The sequence below is a fragment of the Candidatus Alistipes pullistercoris genome, from assembly GCF_027665465.1.
In the GTDB taxonomy this organism is placed as follows: Bacteria; Bacteroidota; Bacteroidia; order Bacteroidales; family Rikenellaceae; genus Alistipes_A; species Alistipes_A hominis.
This window is the reverse complement of the sequence record NZ_JAQDED010000002.1, coordinates 238,989-257,265: the sequence shown is the minus strand read 5'-3', so window position 1 is coordinate 257,265 and position 18,277 is coordinate 238,989. Positions and strand designations below refer to the sequence as shown.

Annotated in this window: 17 protein-coding genes; 12 read left to right on the top strand and 5 right to left on the bottom strand. The window is 56.2% G+C overall.

All coding sequences use genetic code 11. The features are described 5' to 3' along the window. Positions 1-42: 42 nt before the first annotated feature. Positions 43-1,461, bottom strand: coding sequence for a 23S rRNA (uracil(1939)-C(5))-methyltransferase RlmD (gene rlmD / locus PGR91_RS04405; protein WP_101571072.1), 1,419 nt, complete (start codon positions 1,459-1,461; stop codon positions 43-45). 70 nt (positions 1,462-1,531) lie between these two features. On the opposite strand from rlmD, the gene PGR91_RS04400 reads away from it, so the two are divergent. The 9 genes from PGR91_RS04400 (at position 1,532) to PGR91_RS04360 (ending at position 9,614) form a co-directional block, all read left to right on the top strand. After that, positions 1,532-2,197: an MBL fold metallo-hydrolase gene (locus PGR91_RS04400; protein ID WP_101571070.1), complete on the top strand. Its 666-nt coding sequence runs from the start codon at positions 1,532-1,534 to the stop codon at positions 2,195-2,197. Positions 2,198-2,217: 20 nt separating this feature from the next. Then, positions 2,218-3,003, top strand: a complete 786-nt coding sequence (locus tag PGR91_RS04395) for an FkbM family methyltransferase (RefSeq protein WP_310648900.1) — start codon at positions 2,218-2,220, stop codon at positions 3,001-3,003. After that, on the top strand, positions 2,994-3,668 hold the full coding sequence (gene trmD / locus PGR91_RS04390) for a tRNA (guanosine(37)-N1)-methyltransferase TrmD (protein WP_055205480.1): 675 nt from the start codon (positions 2,994-2,996) through the stop codon (positions 3,666-3,668). Before PGR91_RS04395 ends, trmD begins: the two co-directional genes overlap by 10 nt. Before the next feature lie 52 nt (positions 3,669-3,720). After that, complete coding sequence (gene lpxB / locus PGR91_RS04385; RefSeq protein ID WP_055205481.1) at positions 3,721-4,857, top strand: lipid-A-disaccharide synthase; 1,137 nt, start codon at positions 3,721-3,723, stop codon at positions 4,855-4,857. Next, positions 4,854-5,477, top strand: coding sequence for a fumarylacetoacetate hydrolase family protein (locus PGR91_RS04380; RefSeq protein ID WP_118656302.1), 624 nt, complete (start codon positions 4,854-4,856; stop codon positions 5,475-5,477). Before lpxB ends, PGR91_RS04380 begins: the two co-directional genes overlap by 4 nt. Positions 5,478-5,505: 28 nt before the next feature. Beyond that, entirely contained in the window at positions 5,506-6,084 is a 579-nt protein-coding gene (locus PGR91_RS04375; protein WP_118457985.1) for a Crp/Fnr family transcriptional regulator, read from the top strand. Between the two features lie 67 nt (positions 6,085-6,151). Continuing rightward, positions 6,152-6,886 (top strand): SDR family NAD(P)-dependent oxidoreductase, encoded by a 735-nt coding sequence (locus tag PGR91_RS04370; protein ID WP_101571062.1) that lies wholly within the window; start codon positions 6,152-6,154, stop codon positions 6,884-6,886. A gap of 124 nt (positions 6,887-7,010) precedes the next feature. Beyond that, positions 7,011-7,616, top strand: a complete 606-nt coding sequence (locus PGR91_RS04365; protein ID WP_118656300.1) for a Maf family nucleotide pyrophosphatase — start codon at positions 7,011-7,013, stop codon at positions 7,614-7,616. Between the two features lie 57 nt (positions 7,617-7,673). Continuing rightward, complete coding sequence (locus PGR91_RS04360; RefSeq protein WP_118656298.1) at positions 7,674-9,614, top strand: LruC domain-containing protein; 1,941 nt, start codon at positions 7,674-7,676, stop codon at positions 9,612-9,614. Between the two features lie 70 nt (positions 9,615-9,684). On the opposite strand, the gene PGR91_RS04355 is transcribed toward PGR91_RS04360, so the two are convergent. The 3 genes from PGR91_RS04355 to aspS all read right to left on the bottom strand — a co-directional run bounded on the left by PGR91_RS04355 (position 9,685) and on the right by aspS (position 13,957). Beyond that, positions 9,685-10,395 carry an SIR2 family NAD-dependent protein deacylase gene (locus PGR91_RS04355; protein ID WP_101571057.1) on the bottom strand — a complete coding sequence of 237 codons (711 nt, stop codon included), beginning with the start codon at positions 10,393-10,395 and terminating at the stop codon, positions 9,685-9,687. 94 nt (positions 10,396-10,489) lie between these two features. Next, complete coding sequence (locus PGR91_RS04350; protein WP_145996496.1) at positions 10,490-12,082, bottom strand: glycoside hydrolase family 32 protein; 1,593 nt, start codon at positions 12,080-12,082, stop codon at positions 10,490-10,492. A 117-nt stretch (positions 12,083-12,199) separates the two neighbouring features. After that, the gene (gene aspS / locus PGR91_RS04345; protein WP_118656296.1) at positions 12,200-13,957 is read right to left on the bottom strand and encodes an aspartate--tRNA ligase; all 1,758 of its coding nucleotides are present in this window, start codon (positions 13,955-13,957) and stop codon (positions 12,200-12,202) included. A gap of 110 nt (positions 13,958-14,067) precedes the next feature. Between aspS and PGR91_RS04340 the strand changes: the two genes are divergently transcribed. The 3 genes from PGR91_RS04340 (at position 14,068) to PGR91_RS04330 (ending at position 16,628) form a co-directional block, all read left to right on the top strand. Further along, complete coding sequence (locus PGR91_RS04340; RefSeq protein WP_259336727.1) at positions 14,068-14,508, top strand: nucleoside deaminase; 441 nt, start codon at positions 14,068-14,070, stop codon at positions 14,506-14,508. A gap of 216 nt (positions 14,509-14,724) precedes the next feature. After that, entirely contained in the window at positions 14,725-15,099 is a 375-nt protein-coding gene (locus PGR91_RS04335) for a BlaI/MecI/CopY family transcriptional regulator (RefSeq protein ID WP_055205490.1), read from the top strand. Then, positions 15,096-16,628, top strand: a complete 1,533-nt coding sequence (locus PGR91_RS04330) for a M56 family metallopeptidase (RefSeq protein ID WP_118656294.1) — start codon at positions 15,096-15,098, stop codon at positions 16,626-16,628. Before PGR91_RS04335 ends, PGR91_RS04330 begins: the two co-directional genes overlap by 4 nt. Positions 16,629-16,687: 59 nt before the next feature. On the opposite strand, the gene PGR91_RS04325 is transcribed toward PGR91_RS04330, so the two are convergent. Then, entirely contained in the window at positions 16,688-17,449 is a 762-nt protein-coding gene (locus tag PGR91_RS04325; RefSeq protein WP_118656292.1) for a M15 family metallopeptidase, read from the bottom strand. Between the last annotated feature and the right edge of the window lie 828 nt (positions 17,450-18,277).

Below are 18,277 nucleotides of genomic sequence, written 5' to 3'. Positions count from 1 at the left end.
TTTTTTAGAGTTTGTAACTGTATATAAGATCGTTTCCGATCCCTAAACGTTGCATCGACGCATCAATTGTACCACATTTTCGACATGGTGCGTATGCGGGAACATATCCACCGGCTGGATTTTCGTCACCCGGTACGCCCCGTCGAGCAGCGCGACGTCGCGTGCCTGCGTGGCCGGATTGCAACTGACATAGACGATTCGAGCGGGCGCTGCCGTCAGGATCGTGCGGGCCACGTCTTCGTGGATACCGGCTCGCGGCGGATCGAGGATCACCACGTCGGGCCGCCCGTTTTCGGCAATGAAACGCTCGTTTAACACATCCTTCATGTCGCCGGCATAGAAAACGGCGTTGCCGATGCCGTTCAGCCGCGCGTTGACTTTCGCGTCTTCGATCGCTTCGGGTACGTACTCGACGCCGACTACTTTCCGGCATTGCCGCGCCACGAAATTGGCGATCGTCCCGGTTCCTGTGTAGAGGTCGTAAACCGTTTCTGCGCCGGTCAGCGCGGCAAAGTCGCGGGCGATCTTGTAAAGCTCGTAGGCTTGCAGCGAATTGGTCTGGTAAAACGACTTCGGCCCGATCTTGAACCGCAGTCCCTCCATTTGTTCGAAAATATGGTCGTTGCCTTTATAAAGCAAAATGTCGAGGTCGCCGATCGTGTCGTTCAGTTTGGTGTTGACGACGTACATCAGCGACGTGATCTGCGGAAATTTTTCCGCCGTGTGTTGCAGCAACGCGTCGATCCGTTGCGGATCGTTTTCGCCGAAAACGACGATCGCCATCACCTCTCCGGTCGTGGAAGTGCGGACGATCAGGTTGCGCATCAGCCCTTTGTGCTCGCGGATGTTGTAGAACGAATACCCGTTTTCGAGACAGAATTCCCGCACGGCCAACCGGATCGGGTTCGACGGATCGTCCTGCAACCAGCATTTGCGGATGTCGAGCACTTTGTCGAACAGGTTCGGGATGTGAAACCCCAGCGCGGGACTGTCGGCGATTTCGTCGCCCGAAGCGATCTCTTCGGCGGTCAGCCACCGTTTGTTCGAAAAAGTGAATTCGAGTTTGTTGCGGTAAAAGAGCGTTTTCGCCGAACCCAGGATCGGACTGACTGCGGGCAGTTCGATTTTTCCGATCCGGCCGAGCTGGTCGGCGACCTGCTGTTGTTTGAATCGCAATTGTTCGGAGTAGGGCAGGTGCTGCCATTTGCATCCCCCGCAGGTGCCGTAGTGCTCGCAGACCGGCTCCTCGCGCAACGGCGATTTTTTTACGTAATTTACGATGTATCCCTCCATGAACCGCCGCCGTTTGCTGCGTATCTGTACGTCCACCACGTCGCCCGGAACGGCCATCGGGACGAATACCACGATGTCGTTCCACCGGCCGAGCGCCTTGCCCTCGGCGGCGATGTCGACGATTTCGAGCCCTTCGACGAGCGGGTAGTTCGCTTTTTTTCTTGCCACTTTGTCCTGTTTTATTTCTTACAAAGGTAATGATAACTATCTTTGTGTAAAATTTTGGAACCGACAATCTATGATAACCGTTAAAATTATCGTTTCGAACCCGTTTCAGGAGAATACGATCGTATTGTCCGATCAGACGAAAGAGTGCATCATCATCGACGCCGGCGGTTATACGCCGCAGGAAAACAAGGCGCTGTCCGATTATATCGAGTCGAACGGTCTGAAGCCGGTGATGGCCGTCAATACGCACGGTCATGTCGACCATATGCTCGGCGTGAACTACGTCAAGGAGCGGTACGGGATTCCGTTCGCAATCGACGGGCGCGACGCTTTCCTGATTGAGTCGGCCCCGACGCACGGAGCGATCTACGGCTTCAAAGTGGATTCCGTGCCGACGATCGACATCGACCTGCAAGGCAAAAAGGAGGTTCGTTTCGGCGATACCGCGATGGAGATTATCGAGACTCCGGGCCATACCCCGGGCCATATCTGCCTCTACAACAAAGACGAGAAATTGCTGATCACCGGCGATACGCTGTTCCGCGAAAGCATCGGCCGCACCGACCTTCCGGGCGGCGACTACAGTTGGATCATGCGTAGCATCCTCGATAAACTAATGCCGCTCGGCGGAGACGTGCATTTCTATCCCGGGCACGGGCAGGACAGTACGATCGGCCACGAGGCGCTCTACAATCCGTTCGTAACCGAGGTGCTCGGCGGGGAGGTCAATTATTAATCTTTCGAATGCCGGATACGATGGGACAGATGGGAAATGCGATCCGCAAATTGTTGTATAAAAACCTGTCGCTGGATAGTTACTTGCGGGTGCTCAGCGGCATGTACCTGCAGGGATACCGGTGGGGCGTTTCGCCCCGCTCGGAGGTGTACGAATATCCGCGTTTTCTCAAATACCTCGTTTCACCCGGCGATACGGCGATCGACATCGGCGCGAATCTGGGATATTATTCTTACGTGCTGGCCGGGCTCGCGGGCCCGTCGGGAAAAGTGTACGCCGTCGAGCCGGTGCGTCCGATCTTGAATGTGTTGCGCCGTAACCTGCGGAAATACCGCAATGTCGAAATCCTGAATTATGCGCTCGGCGACGCCGAAAAGACGATCCGGATGGGGAACAGTTCGGTCGGCGAGAACGGCTATTTCGGCACCGGGCAGAATTTCGTGATGGATCGGCCTACGGACGGCCTGCCGGTCGTCGAGTTCGAGGCCGAGATGCGGCGCGGCAGCGTACTGTTCGCCGATTTGCCGAAGATCGACTTCATAAAGTGCGATATAGAAGGATACGAGGGCGTCGTGATCCCGGAACTGCGGCCGTTGATCGAGCGGCACCTGCCGACCGTACTGATCGAGACGGGCGGCGCTACGCGCACGGCGATCGCCGGCTTTTTCGAATCGCGCGGTTATCGCGGGTTTACGCTGTGCGACGGACGGATGAAGCCGCTCGCGCCGGAAGATACGAAAGACATTATTTTCATACACGGGTCGAAGATCGAGCCGTATCAAACGCTGATCGGGCCATGCGCATAGATATCCTTACGGTCGTTCCGGAACTGTTGCAAAGCCCGCTGAACGAATCGATTCTGAAGCGGGCGCAGCAAAAAGGACTGGTCGAAATCCATATCCATAACATCCGGGACTATACATTCGACAAACACCGTCAGGTGGACGATTACCCGTTCGGCGGCGAAGCCGGCATGGTGATGAAACCCGAACCGATCTTCCGCTGCGTCGAAGCGTTGCAGGCCGAACGCAGCTACGACGAGATTATCTATACTTCGCCCGACGGCGTTCGGTACGACCAGCACGAGGCCAACCGCCTGTCGACGCTCGAAAATATCGTCATCCTGTGCGGTCATTACAAGGGAATCGACTACCGGGTGCGCGAACACTTGATTACGCGCGAGATATCGATCGGCGATTACGTGCTGACCGGCGGGGAACTGGCCGCCGCGATCATCGCCGACAGCGTGATCCGGATCATTCCCGGGGCGATCGGCGACGAGGCTTCGGCGCTGACGGACAGTTTTCAGGACAACCTGCTCGCGCCGCCCGTCTATACCCGTCCGGCGGAGTTCCGCGGATGGCGCGTGCCGGACGTGCTGTTGTCGGGCAATTTCGCCGAGATCGACAAATGGCAAGAGCAGCAGGCGCTGGAACGCACCGAACGGCTGCGGCCCGATCTGCTGAAGTGATCCGGGTCGAAGGTTGCGGAATGGAATTCAACGAGATAAAAATCATATAGCGATGAAGTATTACCTGATTGCCGGGGAAGCGTCGGGCGACCTGCACGGCGCGAACCTGATGAAAGGATTGCTGAAAGCCGATCCGCAGGCGCGGTTTCGTTTCTGGGGCGGCGACAAGATGGCTGCCGTCGGCGGTGCGGAAAATCTGGCGATGCACTATAAAAAGGCATCGTTCATGGGTTTTGTCGAGATAGCGAAAAACCTGCGCACGATCTTGGGACAGATCGCCGCCTGCAAGGAAGACGTCGCCGCTTACCGTCCGGACGTGCTGATCCTGATCGATTACGCCGGGTTCAACCTGAGGATGGCGAAATTCGCTAAAGAGAACGGCATCCCGACCTATTATTATATCGCGCCGAAAGCGTGGGCGTGGAAAGAGTCGCGCGTCGAAAAAATCCGGAAGTACGTCGACCGGCTGTTCGTTATCTTCCCGTTCGAGACGGCCTGGTTCCGCCGTCATGGGATCGAAGCGATCTACGAAGGCAATCCGCTGATGGACGCGATTGCGGAGCGCCGGCAAAACCTGCAACCGTACGCCCGTTTTATCGAAGAAAACGGACTCGACGACCGCCCGATCGTAGCGTTGCTGGCCGGTAGCCGCCGTTCGGAAATCAAATTCAACCTGCCGTTCATGGTGGAGTTGTCCGCGGAATTTTCGCAATACCAATTCGTCGTGGCGGGGGTATCGTGGCTCGACCGCGAGGTGTATGCGCCTTACCTGGCCGGCAGCGACGTCCGTTACGTGTGCGACAAAACTTACGAACTGCTGGCCGTCAGCGATGCGGCGGTCGTGACGTCCGGTACGGCGACGCTCGAAACGGCTTTGCTCGGCGTTCCGGAGATGGTGTGTTACCGCCGCGACCTGCCGACGATGCTGATCGGCAAAATGTTCCTGAAAACGAAGTACGTGTCGCTGGTAAACCTCGTGCTCGACCGCGAGTGCGTGCGCGAACTGTTGCAGTACCAGATGAATATGCCGAATGCGACGGCCGAACTGCGGGCGATCCTGCCCGGCGGGGCGAAGCACGACCGGATGATATCCGATTACGCCGAGCTGGGTCGGCTGATCGGCGGCAGCGGAGCCTCCGACCGTGTCGGGGCGCGAATGGTCGAACTGCTTAAAGAAGATAAGAAATGAAAATCATCTGCATCGGACGGAACTACGCCGAGCATGTCGCCGAACTGGACCATACGCGCGATCTGCCCGGGAAACCGCAGTTCTTCATGAAGCCCGACACGGCGCTGTTGCGCAACAACGATCCGTTCTACGTGCCTGCGTTCAGCCGGGATCTGCACTACGAGACGGAACTGGTCGTCCGGATCAACCGCGTGGGCAAGGCGATCGAAGAGCGTTTCGCCCCGCGTTATTACGACGAGGTGGGGCTCGGTATCGACTTTACGGCCCGCGACCTGCAACGCGAGTGCATTGCAGGAGGTTTGCCGTGGGAGATCGGCAAGGCGTTCGACCATTCGGCGGCGCTGTCGCCGCAGTTCTTTCCGCTGGCCGAACTGGGCGGCGACGTGCAGCGGTTGCATTTCGAGATGTCGCTCAACGACGAGGTGCGCCAGCGCGGCGATACGTCGCAGATGATTTTCGGCGTGAACCGGGTGATCGCTTACGTGTCGCAGTTCGTGACGCTGAAAATCGGCGACCTGATCTATACGGGCACGCCGGTCGGCGTCGGTCCGGTGCGTCCCGGAGATCGTATCCGGGCCTCGCTCGAAGGACGTTTGCTGCTCGATTTCGACATCAAGTAAAATTTGGACGAGTACCTTTGTCGCGTTTATGAACCGATTCAATCGTTATGCCGACCGGCTGGATGTCTCTTTGTTGAAACCGCTTTTTACGGAACGAGGCGAGCGCCGGGTTTACGGACGGGGCGAACCGTTCCTGACGGCCGGAAGCGTTCCCCGTTTCGTCGCTTTCGTCGAGAGCGGCGTGTTTCGCTATACGTGCCTTGACGGGCGCGGAAACGAGCATGTGGTGGGATATGCCTTCCCGGACGAATACGTTTGCGATTACCGGTCGTTTATCTGCGGTACGGCTGCCGTGGTCGATATCCGGGCGGTTGCGGAGTCGGTGTCGTACCTGCTCCCCTGCACGGAGCTCGAACGTTACTGGGAAAGCGGTATCGAAGGGCAGCGCCTGGGGCGCCGGGTCGCCGAGGAACTGTTTGCCATAACTTACGACCGGCTGCTCGATTTCTATTGTAAAACGCCCGAAGAGCACTATCTGAATCTGATCGACCGTTATCCGGGGCTTGTGGACGTTATTCCGCTCAAGGAGTTGGCTTCGTTTATCGGCGTGACGCCGGAGACGGTCAGCCACATTCGCCGAAAATTGTCATCGAAAAGAAAATCTTGAATTTTTTCAAGAAATTCCGCGCCGAGCGTATGTATTTTTGGCCGTAGTTAATTATGGAACGCATACGATGACGAGAACAAACGATGTTTCGAAAACGGCGGTCGTGATCGGAGCTACTTCCGGGATCGGCCGCGAAGTGGCGGCGCAGCTCGCCTCGCAGGGTTACCGCGTGGGGATTACCGGCCGGAGGGAGGCTTTGCTGGAAGAACTGGCGCGTTCCGCTCCGCAGCGCTATGAAACGGCCGCTTTCGATATTGCGCAACCCGATGCCTGCGACCGGCTCGCGGCGTTGACCGGCTCGCTGGGGAGTCCGGAACTGATTGTTTTTTGCTCCGGGACGGGCGACCTGAACGACGGATTGGACTACCGGATCGAGGAGGCGACCAACCGGGTGAATGTGGACGGATTTACCCGCACGGTAGATTGGTGTTACCGTTATTTCGAATGTCGCGGCGGGGGATGTCTCGCGGCGGTTACCTCGGTGATGGGACTGCGCGGCAGCCGCACGGCCCCGTCTTATGCCGCGTCGAAAGCCTATCAGATCAATTACCTGGAGAGTCTGCGCCAGAAGGCTTGCCGTCAAAAGCTTCCGATTCGGGTCGTCGATATCCGTCCCGGATCGGTGCGCACGGCGATGATGAAAGGCGAAGGCCATTTCTGGATCGCTTCGCCGCAGCGGGCCGCGCAGTGCATTTGCCGGGCCGTTCGCAAAGGACGTTCCGTGCAGTACGTCACCCCGCGCTGGCGGTGGATCGGCTTGGCGCTGAAAATAATCCCCCGGAGCCTGTATCGCAGGATGTAAGCCTGGCCTTCTACCGAATAGCGAGGTATAAAACGAATGGGAAAAGGGGATATTCAGGATGTTTTTGCGTAATTTTGCAAGGTATCTCATCGGATGCGTCCGATGATAATCGAAAATCCTGCATATGTTTTTTATCGAGGAATTAAAAGAATACGATTTGATCCTGGCCAGTCGCTCTCCGCGGCGCAGGCAATTGCTCGCGGATTGCGGATTGGAGTTTTCGCTGGCCGGCGATTACGAAGTCGTCGAGGAGTATCCTCGCGACCTGCCGGTGGACGAAGTGGCCGCTTTCCTTTCGCGGTTGAAGTCGGAAGCCTATCCGGAGCCGCTCGGCGGGAAGGATATCCTGATTACGGCCGATACGGTCGTAATTGCGGACGGCCGTATTTTGGGCAAACCCGCCGGGCGGGAGACGGCGCTGGACATGTTGCGGAGCCTTTCCGGACGCAGTCATTCGGTGATTACCGGGGTTACGCTGCGCAATGGAAGCCGCAGCCGCACGTTCGATTCCCGGACAAAGGTTTTTTTTAAACAACTGTCCGACGAAGAGATCGACTATTACGTCGACCGCTACCGTCCGTATGACAAGGCGGGCGCTTACGGCATTCAGGAATGGATCGGTTATGTGGCGATCGAGCGGATCGAAGGTTCGTTTTACAATGTAATGGGGCTCCCTGTGCAAAAATTATTAACGGAACTTGAAGTTTTTATCGAATTGAAAGAAAAATAAGTACCGATCCTTTAAAAATGCTCTACATTTGCATTGAATATTTAAAGGATTGTTAGTATGAGGAAAAATAAAGGCGGCTTCAATGCGGGACGGGTTCTGCTTTGTTGCATGGCGTCGGTCGTTGCGACCGGTTGCGTCAAAAATCCGAGCGACGGCCCGAAACCGGACGATCCGTCTGCGGGCGATTATCAGACGTTCGCGACGGCGCAGTCGTATGCCGCGAACATCGATTACCGTCTGAACGGTTATCAGATCGGTTTCGAGGTGTTCGGTGAAAATCCCTATGAAGAGAATGCCGACGGCACTTTGACCAAGAAAGAGGTCGAACCTTATTTCCGGGGATATACCGACGAGACGGGGCATTTCTCCGGCAATCTGACGATGCCTTCGCTGGTGACGGAGGTCTGGTTGTCGTCCGATGCGATCGGTTCCGTCGGAACGGCGCATCTGAAAGTTTCCGGAAACCGGATCGATTTCGACCAGAACGAGTATATCGCGCAGCATGCCGGATCGAAAGCGATGACCGGGAGCGGTTACACGTATCCGGACGATTGCAAAGTATTGTCCGAATGGACGGATGTGTACGGAACGTTGCCTAATGTGCTGTCGGATAATGAACTGCCTGCCTCGTTCGTTGCGAGGGTGGATAAGGTCTATTCGGGAGTCGTCGGCAAATTCATCACTACCGTTTATCCCGAATTGTTCGAAGATGAGGCCAGTGCGGATATTTCGATCGAGTCGCCGACCAAGATCAATATGGTCTTTCTGAAAAGCGGCGCTTCGTGGCAGAACGTCGTGGGATATTTTACCTATCCGACCGGAACGGTTCCTGCGGCGGACGCCCTGACGAAAATCATCGCATTCCCGAATGTAACCAAGTATTACAAAGGTAATTCGGATGTGCGTGTCGGGTCGTTGCTTGCCGGCGATCGGGTGCAGCTCAAGTACTGGGACGGAACGGCTTTTCAGGATGAATTCCCGGCCGGGGTCAGCATCGGATTTTTCCTGATGGGACACTGGTTTGCCAGTGGGAATATCGCATCTTACGATTATGCGAAGGATATCCGTTATTCGAAGCCCGATTTGAACCCGATGGCGGACGGGAAGCGCCAGCAGCGCACGGTTTCTCTGTATGACCGGCAAAGCGGATGGGTAGCCGTCGGATTCGAGGACAACAAGGACTGGAATTATACGGACGCGCTGTTCGGTCTACAGATGGAACACCAGAACGCGATTCCCGGCGTTCCTGATCTGCCGGAACCGGGCGCCGACCCCGATACCTACACCGAATACCGGGGAACGCTGGCGTTCGAGGATCTGTGGCCTTACGAAGGGGACTACGATATGAACGACGTGGTCGTATTGTATAAAAGCCGGGTTTATACGGACAGAAGCAACAACGTGTCCCGTACCGTCGATGAATTTACCGCTAAACACAATGGCGCGGCTTATACCGACGGTTTCGGTTATCAGTTGCACCTGTTCGGGGCGGATGCGGTTCGGAGCGTGCAGATCGAAAGCGACCTGGCGCCGTCTTCCTTCATGAAAGGGAAGAGCCTGGAACCGGGTCAGGATCATCCGACGGTCGTGTTGTTCGACGATATCGGCGTTGCGCTGGGACATACGTTTACAGTGACGACTTCGTTTACCAGCGGGATCGGTTACGAGCGGGTCGTACCGCCTTACAATCCGTTCGCCGTATTGAAGACCGACGAAGGACGGGGATCCGAAGTGCATTTGGTCAATTATCCTCCGACGGCGCTGGCCGACAGGACGCAGTTGCATTTCGGACACGACGTTTCGCAGCCCGACAAGGGCCTGTATTACGTGTCGAAAAACAATCAGTTCCCGTTTGCGATCCATATCGCCGGTTACGACTTCCGGTGTCCGAAGGAAGGAACGCGGATCGATGAGGCTTACCCCGATTTCAGCAGTTGGGTAGCTTCCGGGGGGCATAAGGATTGGTATCGGAATCCGGAAACATCGCTCGTTTACTGATAATCCGAAAGCGTATAAAGACAGCCGGGAGGCTTCCGTGCGGAAGCCTCCCGGCTGTCTTGGCGTAGGATCAGCGATTTCCGAACTCGCCGATCAGCCTGTCCACAAGCAGCGGAGTGCCTTGCGCCGAGTTCATCCGGATAAGTTCTGTCGGGTTGCGGATACCGGACATATCCGGCTCGTTCGGGTCGATCAGGTAAACCGGGACATCCGGTCGGATGTAGCGTACCAGCGAGGCGGCCGGATACACGGCCAACGAGGTGCCTACGACGATCAGTAGATCCGCCGTAGCGGCGATTCGGGCCGCGCGGTCGAACATCGGGACGCCCTCGCCGAAAAAGACCACGAACGGACGTAGCAGCGATCCGTCCGGGGCGCGGTCGTCGAGGTGTTGTTCCCAACCTTCGATCGGTACGACCAGCGATTCGTCGGCGCTGCTGCGCAGTTTACGCAGTTCGCCGTGCAGGTGGGTGACGTGCGTGCTGCCGGCCCGCTCGTGCAGGTCGTCGATGTTCTGCGTGACGACCTCCACGTCGAAATGATCTTCCAGTTTCCGGATCGCGTAGTGTCCGGCATTCGGCTCTTTCGACAGCAACTCGCGCCGCCGGATGTTGTAGAAGTCGATGACCGTTTTGCGGTTGCGAGCCAATGCTTCGGGGGTGCATACGTCCTCGATGCGGTATTTGTCCCACAGCCCGTCGGAGTCGCGGAAAGTCGAGATGCCGCTGTCGGCACTGACTCCGGCGCCGGTGAAGACAACGATTTTTTTCCGGTTTTTCATAACTTTTATTTTATATTACTAATAAACGAAACGTTCCGGCGGGCGTCGCAAGACGTTCCCACTCTCCTGGCTGTCGGTTTCGGACAGCGTGAGGTCAGGGTTCTACCGGATTGCATCGGATCGTTTCCAGCGCCGTAACATCGCCTTTTTTCAGCGTCACGTTGCCGCCTTCGGTGAATAGTTCGATGATATCGAACGGTTTGCCGGGGAAAAATACGTCGGTGAAGACGATCCGGCCGTCCGCCGCGAACAACTCCATCGACGCGACGTCGACGAGCAACCGCCAGCGCATCGTTCCCGTTTCCGGTTCGTAGGGGGCGGTCTGTACGGAGGCGAAAGGATCCGAAAACCGGACGGCCGCCGCTTGCGTGCGGTCGACCCGGAACAGCCGTTTCTTCCGGTCGTATTCCATCGAGACGTACTCCCCGAGGTCGTTGCGGAGCCGGATGCCGTATCGCGACGGAGCATCCGGGCCGTCGATGCCATCGAAAGTCAGGTCGAGTTCGATGGGGGCTTTGTCGAACGGAATCCGGTCGGACAGCGTCGCCGTACGGTTTATTTTCTGCCGTTTCAGTTTCACCGATCGGCCGCGAAGCCGTTCCAGTTCCCGCACCGGCTTCGATTTCAGCCGGTAGCCGTCGGCGCTGCGGACGATGCTCAGTTCGCGCGGGAAAGTGGCGGCTCCCGACCAAGACTGGGTCGTATGCCCCTGCGCGGCCGCCGCATATTGGTGCGAGTGCATCCAGCCGACGAAAATCCGGCGGTCGTCCGGCGCGTTGTCGAACGTGATGCCCGCGTAATTATCCTTGCCGTAATCGATCCACAGCGTATCGGTTTGTTCGCTGGTAAAATGTTTTCCGTCGAAATCTCCGATAAAATACTGGGTCGCCGTAGCGAGCTTATCGGGCGTTTCGGTAAAATTCACGACGCTGGCCAGCAGCACCCATTTGATTTCTTTCGATCCTTCGACCCGGAGCGGAAACAGGTCGGGGCATTCCCACGGCCCGACGTGCGATCCGCGGTCGTGCCCGAATTCGCTGAGGTATTCCCAGTGCAGGCAGTCGGGCGATCCGTAGAACCGGACGGCTTTGCCGGCGGTCAGCACCATGATCCATTGTCCGGAAGGTTCGTGCCGGACGATGTGCGGATCGCGGAAGTCGGCGATGCCGGGATTCGGCAGAACCGGATTGGCGGCGTATTTGGTCCACGTGCGTCCCCGGTCGATGCTGTATGCCAGTCCTTGCGACTGGGTTTCGATCCGTCCCTGGGCGGCGGCGACCGGATCGTAATAGGTGAAGATCGCCAGAATCGGCGGATCGGCGGCGGTTCCGAGTCCGGACGTGTTGTTCAGGTCGGCTACGCAGCATCCCGAAAAGATATAGCCCAGGCTGTCCGGAGCCAGCGCGATCGGCATGTGCTGCCAGTTCAGCAGATCGCGGCTGACGGCATGTCCCCAGTGCATCCCTCCCCAAGGGAGGTTGCCGTTTTCGTCGAACGGGATGTGCTGGTAGCAGAGGTGGTACTCGCCGTCGTAATAAACCAGTCCGTTCGGGTCGCTCATCCAGCCTTTGGCCGGCGAGAAGTGGATTCTCGGACGGTAATTTTCGGGCGGTTGCGGTTGGCCGCTTTGCGCTGCGAGCGTCGTGACGCAGCAGGCGAACAGCAGGGCGGTGATTTTTCGTTTCATCGAGTCGTCGGTTTTATACAAATTTATACAAATTTATACAAAAATATCCCGGAAAGGAAACCTCTCCGGGATGAATATCGAAACGGACGACTCCCCGAAACGGGAATCGTCTTGGATTTACTTTTCTTCTTTTTTGACGGTCAGCGACAGTTCTTCGAGCTGCGCGTTCGAAATGTTCGAAGGCGAGTCGATCATTACGTCGCGGCCCGAGTTGTTTTTCGGGAAGGCGATGTAGTCGCGGATCGAGTCGGCTCCGCCGAACAGCGCGCACCAGCGGTCGAACCCGAAGGCGATACCCCCGTGCGGCGGCGCGCCGAACCGGAATGCGTTCATCAGGAATCCGAACTGGTTCTCCGCCTCTTCGTGCGTAAAGCCGAGCGTTTCGAACATCTTTGCCTGCAGTTCGGCATCGAAGATACGGATCGACCCTCCGCCGACTTCCACGCCGTTGACGACGAAGTCGTAGGCGTTGGCCCGGATTTTTCCCGGATCGGTGTCGAACAGGCCGATGTCTTCGGGATTCGGCGACGTGAACGGGTGGTGCATCGCGTAGAAACGCTGCGTCTGGTCGTCCCATTCGAGCAGCGGGAAATCGACTACCCACAGCGGCGCGAACTTCTCGTGCGACCGCAGTCCCAGCCGATTGCCCATTTCGAGGCGTAATTCGCACAGGGCGGTCTGCGTTTTTCTGCGCGGCCCGCTGAGGATCAGCAGCAGGTCGCCCGCTTTGGCGCCGCACTGCGCCGCCCATTTCCCGAGGTCTTGCTGTCCGTAGAACTTGTCTACGCTCGATTTGTAGTTGCCGTCGGCTTCGCAGCGCACGTACACCATGCCTTTGGCGCCGACCTGCGGCCTTTTGACGAATTCGGTCAGTTCGTCCAGCTGCTTGCGGGTATAGCCTGCGCACCCTTCGGCGCAGATCGCGCCGACATATTCGGCCGAATCGAATACGCCGAATCCCTTACCTTGGGCGGCTTCGGTAATGTCGTTGAACGTCATGCCGAACCGGATATCGGGTTTGTCCGATCCGTATTTATCCATCGCTTCGTGCCAGCCGATCCGCGGGAAGTTCCCGTCGAACTCTTTGCCGAGGATGTTTTTGAACAGGCGCTTTGCCAGGCCTTCGAACATATTCAAAACGTCTTCGCGTTCGACGAACGACATTTCGCAGTCGATCTGCGTAAATTCCGGCTGACGGTCGGCCCGCAGGTCTTCGTCGCGGAAACAGCGCACGATCTGGAAATAGCGGTCGTAACCGGCCACCATCAGCAGTTGTTTGAACGTTTGCGGCGACTGCGGCAGCGCGTAGAATTCGCCCGGGTTCATCCGCGACGGAACCACGAAGTCGCGCGCGCCTTCCGGCGTCGATTTGATCAGATAGGGCGTTTCTATTTCGAGAAAGCTATTTTCGTCCAGGTAATTGCGAATTTCGTGCGCCATCCGGTGACGCAGTATCAGCGCGTTTTTCAGCGGGTTGCGGCGCAGGTCGAGGAAACGGTATTTCATCCGCAGTTCATCGCCGCCGTCGCTGTTGTCTTCGATCGTGAACGGAGGGGTTTGCGATACGTTGAGCACCTTCAGTCCGTCGACCGCCACTTCGATCTCGCCGGTCGGGATCTTCGGGTTTTTCGCGGCCCGGGGGATCACTTTCCCGCTGGCCTGTATCACGTATTCGCGTCCCAGTCCGGCGGCCGTGGCGCGCACTTCGTCGGACGAATGTTCTTCGATTACCAATTGGGTGATGCCGTAACGGTCGCGGATATCGATGAACGTCATGGCGCCGAGATTTCTCACTTTCTGTACCCAGCCGGCCAGCGTAACGTTTTGGTCTGAATTTTCGATGCGGAGTTCTCCGCAGGTATGCGTTCTGTACATTACCTGATTTTTTATATTTTTGTCTTTTGAAATGCGGGAATGTGCCGGGAAATCAGTTCCTCCGATCCTGCAAAACAGGTTTCAAAGATAGTAAATTTCTGGCGAACGGGATGCAAAACGGCGATGAATTTTTCATGCGGCAGGCTCTGGACGAAGCCCGCAAAGCTTTTAATAAAGGAGAAGTGCCCATCGGGGCGGTGGTCGTGTACGGCGACCGGATCGTGGGACGCGGCCACAACCTGACCGAAACGCTGGCCGATCCGACGGCGCACGCCGAGATGCAGGCGCTGACGGCGGCGACCGGAGCGATCGGCGGGAAATACCTGAACGAATGCCGTTTGTATGTGACCGTCGAACCGTGCGTCATGTGTGCCGGGGCTTGTTTCTGGTGTCAGGTGGGGCAGGTGATTTATGGCGCGCCCGATCCGAAACGGGGGGCGTCGCTGCATACGCCTTCGCTGTTCCATCCGAAAACGCAGGTTCGCACCGGCATTCTCGAACAAGAGTGCCGCGAATGGATGGAAACCTTCTTTCGCAAGTTGCGTTTCTAGTTCTCTCTTTCCCGAATAGCAGAAAATAAAAATAGTTTGGTATTATTTGAGATTTTATCGGACTATTTATTTGTAAATAGTTGATTGTTAGTGTGTATTTATATTAACTATATTTTTTAGTTAAATAATTATGCAAAATAGTTTGTGAACTATTTTTTTTAGTTATATTTGTGTCGTAGCTCTCCGTTTGAAAATCAATCATTAAAAACAGGAACCATGAAACATTTGACAAACCGCGAAGAAGAGATTATGGAGCAGTTCTGGGACCGAGGACCGCTGTTCATCAATGATATCCTGAAAGCGCTCGGCGATTTGAAACTGCACTATAATACGGTGTCTACGGTCGTGCGCGGCTTGGAGGACAAAGGATTTGTCGATCACGAGCAGTTCGGAAACACGTACCGTTACTTTCCGGTCATCTCGCGCGAAGATTTCAGCCGGATGTCATTGCAGAACATCGTAGGCAAGTATTTTAACCATTCCTATGCATCGGTGCTTTCGATGTTCGTCGAGGAGGAGAAAATCTCTGCGGAGGAGATCCGGGAGTTGATCGCACAGGTGGAGGCTCACTCCCAAAAAGAAAAGAAATGAAAGCTTTATTGATCTATTTGCTCGTTACGAGCGTTTGCACCGGCGTTTTTTACGGTTGTTTCCGGTTGCTGATGCGGAAAGAGACGTGTTTCGCTTTTAACCGGGCGACGTTGCTGCTGATCGTGATCCTGCCGCTGGCGATTCCCTTCCTTCCGTCGCCGGGCGGGTGGAGCTGGACCGGCGCGACGATTCCGGAAACGACGTTCGCGACTCGTTTGGACGGGTATTCTACGGCGCTTCCGCTGCCGGTCGCTAATTCGGGAATATCCCGTACCGGCGTTCCGGAAGATCGGGGAGCGAAAGAGCGTCCGGTGGTTCGGGATAGGGAGACGGTCGCCCGGGCGGCCGAAATTGTCGATGTCCCGGTCGTTTTGGTCACTCCGGTCGGGATCGTATTCTGGATCTACCTTTTCGGGGCCGGGGTGTCGTTTTTCATATTCGTTGTGGGGATGTTCCGTCTGTTCGGATGGCTCAGGCAAGCGCGTCCCAGGAGAGAGAACGGGGCCGAGGTGATCGTCTTGCCGGGGATGGTGTCGGCGGCTTCTTTCGGAAAATACGTGGTCATTTCCGACGAAGATTACGCGAACAACCGGGAGGAGATCCTGACCCACGAGCAGGGACACCGGCAGTTGGGACACGTGTTCGATCTGACGTTGCTTACCGTGGCGCAAATCGTCTTCTGGTTCAATCCGGTGATCTATCTGATCAAGCGGGATCTGCGTGAGATACATGAATACCAGGCCGACGATTATGCGTTGAAGCGTGGCGTCGACGCCCGTAAATACCAGATGCTGATTATCCGTAAAAGCGTCGGCCTGCAACATTTTGCACTCGCAACCAATTTCAATAACACCTATTGTCAAACCAAAAAACGAATTGCCATGATGAACACGATGAGAAAAAACGGAAGGATTTATTGGAAGTCGCTGGTTTACCTTCCAGTAGCGGCTTTGGCGCTGATGTCTTTCGGAATGGCCGGAAACAGCGATGCCGCCGGATCGCTGACCGTGCCGGAAGGGTGGATCAAAGCGGGCACCGCACCTGAAAATTATGAAATGGGGGTCGATCCGTCTGCGAAAAAAGATGGGAAGAACGTAGCTGTGATTCAGTCGGTCGAGGCTTTTCAGTCAGGCGTTGGAAAGTTCGGTACATTGATGCAGATGTGTCTTCCCGGCCAATATGCCGGTAAACGCGTTAAAATGACTGCGGATATCAAATCGGAAAATGTTACCGGTTGGGCTGGCATGTGGTTCCGGGTCGATGCGAAAAATTCCAGAAACAGTCTCGCTTTTGACAATATGCAGGGTCGTCCGATAAAAGGAACTACGGATTGGAAGCAATGTCAGATCGTACTCGATGTCCCTGCCGATGCGGGAAAGCTGGCCTACGGCGTATTGTTGGACGGAGAGGGAAAAGTCTGGTTCGGTAACGTGTCGTTCGAAATCGTCGGCGATTCGGTTCCGTTGACAGGCATGGATATGAATCCAAATATTCCCGAATCTCCTGAAAATCTGGATTTCAGTAAATAGAATCCCGTGTCTCGAAACGGATCGGGCGGAGTCGGTTGCCTCCGCCCGATCCGGCGTGTTCAGTCGATAGGCGTTAATATTTTACGGGCTTCGGCGGTCGGCATGATGTTGAAGTGCCACCACTCCTCGGAGATGGTCGTGAAGCCCGCTTCGGTCATTACCCGGCGCAGCAGCAGTCGGTTTTCCAGTTCCCGCCGGGTGATACGCGCCGAGTCGAGCAACTGCCGCTCGTCGGTAATGCGCGCTTCGTCGCCGAAAAAGTCGTAACACGATCCCATCGGCAGCGGTTGTCCGGTGCAGTCCATTAGCGTCAGGTCGACCGCTGCTCCGAAGTTGTGCATACCGGGGCCGTTGTTCGGGTTGGCTACGAAATCTTTCATCGCGGTTCCTTTGACCATATCCCACATTTCCCGCTGTACCGAAAGGGGGCGTGCGGCGTCGTAGACCAGCAGGTTCAGGTCGGGGCGGATCGCTTTGAGCCGGTTTTTCGCATCGATCAGCATACCGGCCGTTTCGGGCAGCATGAAGGCTTTCGTCAATCCGTGATAGAGCCGTTTGCCCATGAAGTTGTAGGGTGTCGCATAGACCAGGCGCACGGCGATCGACGAATCCTGTTCGGCGATGTCGACCAGTCCCTGGTCGCGCATTTTCTTCTCGACGGGCGTATCGTTCGACTCGTGGTTGCTGAACAGCGATTTTACGGTGTCGGCCGGGATGATCTGTATCTGTTCCACCGTGTTTCGGCGGAGGTTGCAGCAGGCGCAACCCATCAATAGGCTGATCAGAAGTCCGGTTTTCAGTGCGGTAAATTTGTATTTCATGGTCTTTTCGCTTTGTGTCGTGTCGTATATGCCGGTACGATGCCGTATCGGAACGCGGGACAAAGATAACCGGAACAAGCCGGTAACCTTAAAATAGTGCAACGAGTTGATAAAAGACTTGTTGCACTTTTTTTGACGGGATGAGGTAACGAGTTGGCAACGGTACTATTTTCCGTTTTGTGCGTCGATGTTCACAACCTCAAATAACTGATACAAAGATACGAAAAAACACAGACAAAACCAATGTTTCTGTTTGGTTTTTACGGGATTTCCGGGGATATTTCGGTTCCGGCACAGAGGGCATGATCGGAAAGTATTTGCACACGATCCTCCCTTTCCCATCGGTAGCGACCAGCCCAAAGATTCGGGGGATAAGATGCAAGGCCGCCCGGTACGGGCGCTTGTATAGCCTTGCGCCTTATCCCCCGAATCTGTATCTTTGCGGTCGGTTGGAAAGGGAGACTGTATTCTCCTATTTCACTGACTTTCCCGTACCTAGAACGATAAGTCTATCTTAGGCACGTTTCCCGCATTTTAAAGCGCCTGTATCGCATGACAGAATCGTGCGGGGTTGTGTACCTTGTACAGCTTTTGTGCTTTCGTTGGCCGCGCAATCGTCTGTCAATGCTCTTTTGTCTTCAGTTAGCGGGCGGGCGACCGACGGGAGCCGTCCGCCGGTGTCGCAGACGCCGAGAGTCTCGAATCCCCTGCGACCGACGGGAGCGGGGGATGTTCCGGCGTGCGACCGCAGGGAGCGCGTCGGGCGGGACAGCCCCGCAGGGCAAGGTTGCCGGAGCGTCCGAGAAGCCCCCGAATGGGGGTTTCGAG

Excerpts from the sequence above, each read along its gene's own strand:
- aspS (WP_118656296.1), bottom strand. The coding sequence starts at position 13,957 with ATGTACAGAACGCATACCTGCGGAGAACTCCGCATCGAAAATTCAGAC.
- PGR91_RS04360 (WP_118656298.1), top strand. The coding sequence starts at position 7,674 with ATGAGGAAAAATAAAGGCGGCTTCAATGCGGGACGGGTTCTGCTTTGT.
- PGR91_RS04335 (WP_055205490.1), top strand. The coding sequence starts at position 14,725 with ATGAAACATTTGACAAACCGCGAAGAAGAGATTATGGAGCAGTTCTGG.
- trmD (WP_055205480.1), top strand. The coding sequence starts at position 2,994 with ATGCGCATAGATATCCTTACGGTCGTTCCGGAACTGTTGCAAAGCCCG.
- PGR91_RS04350 (WP_145996496.1), bottom strand. The coding sequence starts at position 12,082 with ATGAAACGAAAAATCACCGCCCTGCTGTTCGCCTGCTGCGTCACGACG.
- PGR91_RS04395 (WP_310648900.1), top strand. The coding sequence starts at position 2,218 with ATGGGACAGATGGGAAATGCGATCCGCAAATTGTTGTATAAAAACCTG.
- PGR91_RS04380 (WP_118656302.1), top strand. The coding sequence starts at position 4,854 with ATGAAAATCATCTGCATCGGACGGAACTACGCCGAGCATGTCGCCGAA.
- PGR91_RS04365 (WP_118656300.1), top strand. The coding sequence starts at position 7,011 with ATGTTTTTTATCGAGGAATTAAAAGAATACGATTTGATCCTGGCCAGT.
- PGR91_RS04400 (WP_101571070.1), top strand. The coding sequence starts at position 1,532 with ATGATAACCGTTAAAATTATCGTTTCGAACCCGTTTCAGGAGAATACG.
- lpxB (WP_055205481.1), top strand. The coding sequence starts at position 3,721 with ATGAAGTATTACCTGATTGCCGGGGAAGCGTCGGGCGACCTGCACGGC.
- PGR91_RS04330 (WP_118656294.1), top strand. The coding sequence starts at position 15,096 with ATGAAAGCTTTATTGATCTATTTGCTCGTTACGAGCGTTTGCACCGGC.
- PGR91_RS04325 (WP_118656292.1), bottom strand. The coding sequence starts at position 17,449 with ATGAAATACAAATTTACCGCACTGAAAACCGGACTTCTGATCAGCCTA.
- PGR91_RS04355 (WP_101571057.1), bottom strand. The coding sequence starts at position 10,395 with ATGAAAAACCGGAAAAAAATCGTTGTCTTCACCGGCGCCGGAGTCAGT.
- PGR91_RS04340 (WP_259336727.1), top strand. The coding sequence starts at position 14,068 with ATGCAAAACGGCGATGAATTTTTCATGCGGCAGGCTCTGGACGAAGCC.
- PGR91_RS04375 (WP_118457985.1), top strand. The coding sequence starts at position 5,506 with ATGAACCGATTCAATCGTTATGCCGACCGGCTGGATGTCTCTTTGTTG.
- PGR91_RS04370 (WP_101571062.1), top strand. The coding sequence starts at position 6,152 with ATGACGAGAACAAACGATGTTTCGAAAACGGCGGTCGTGATCGGAGCT.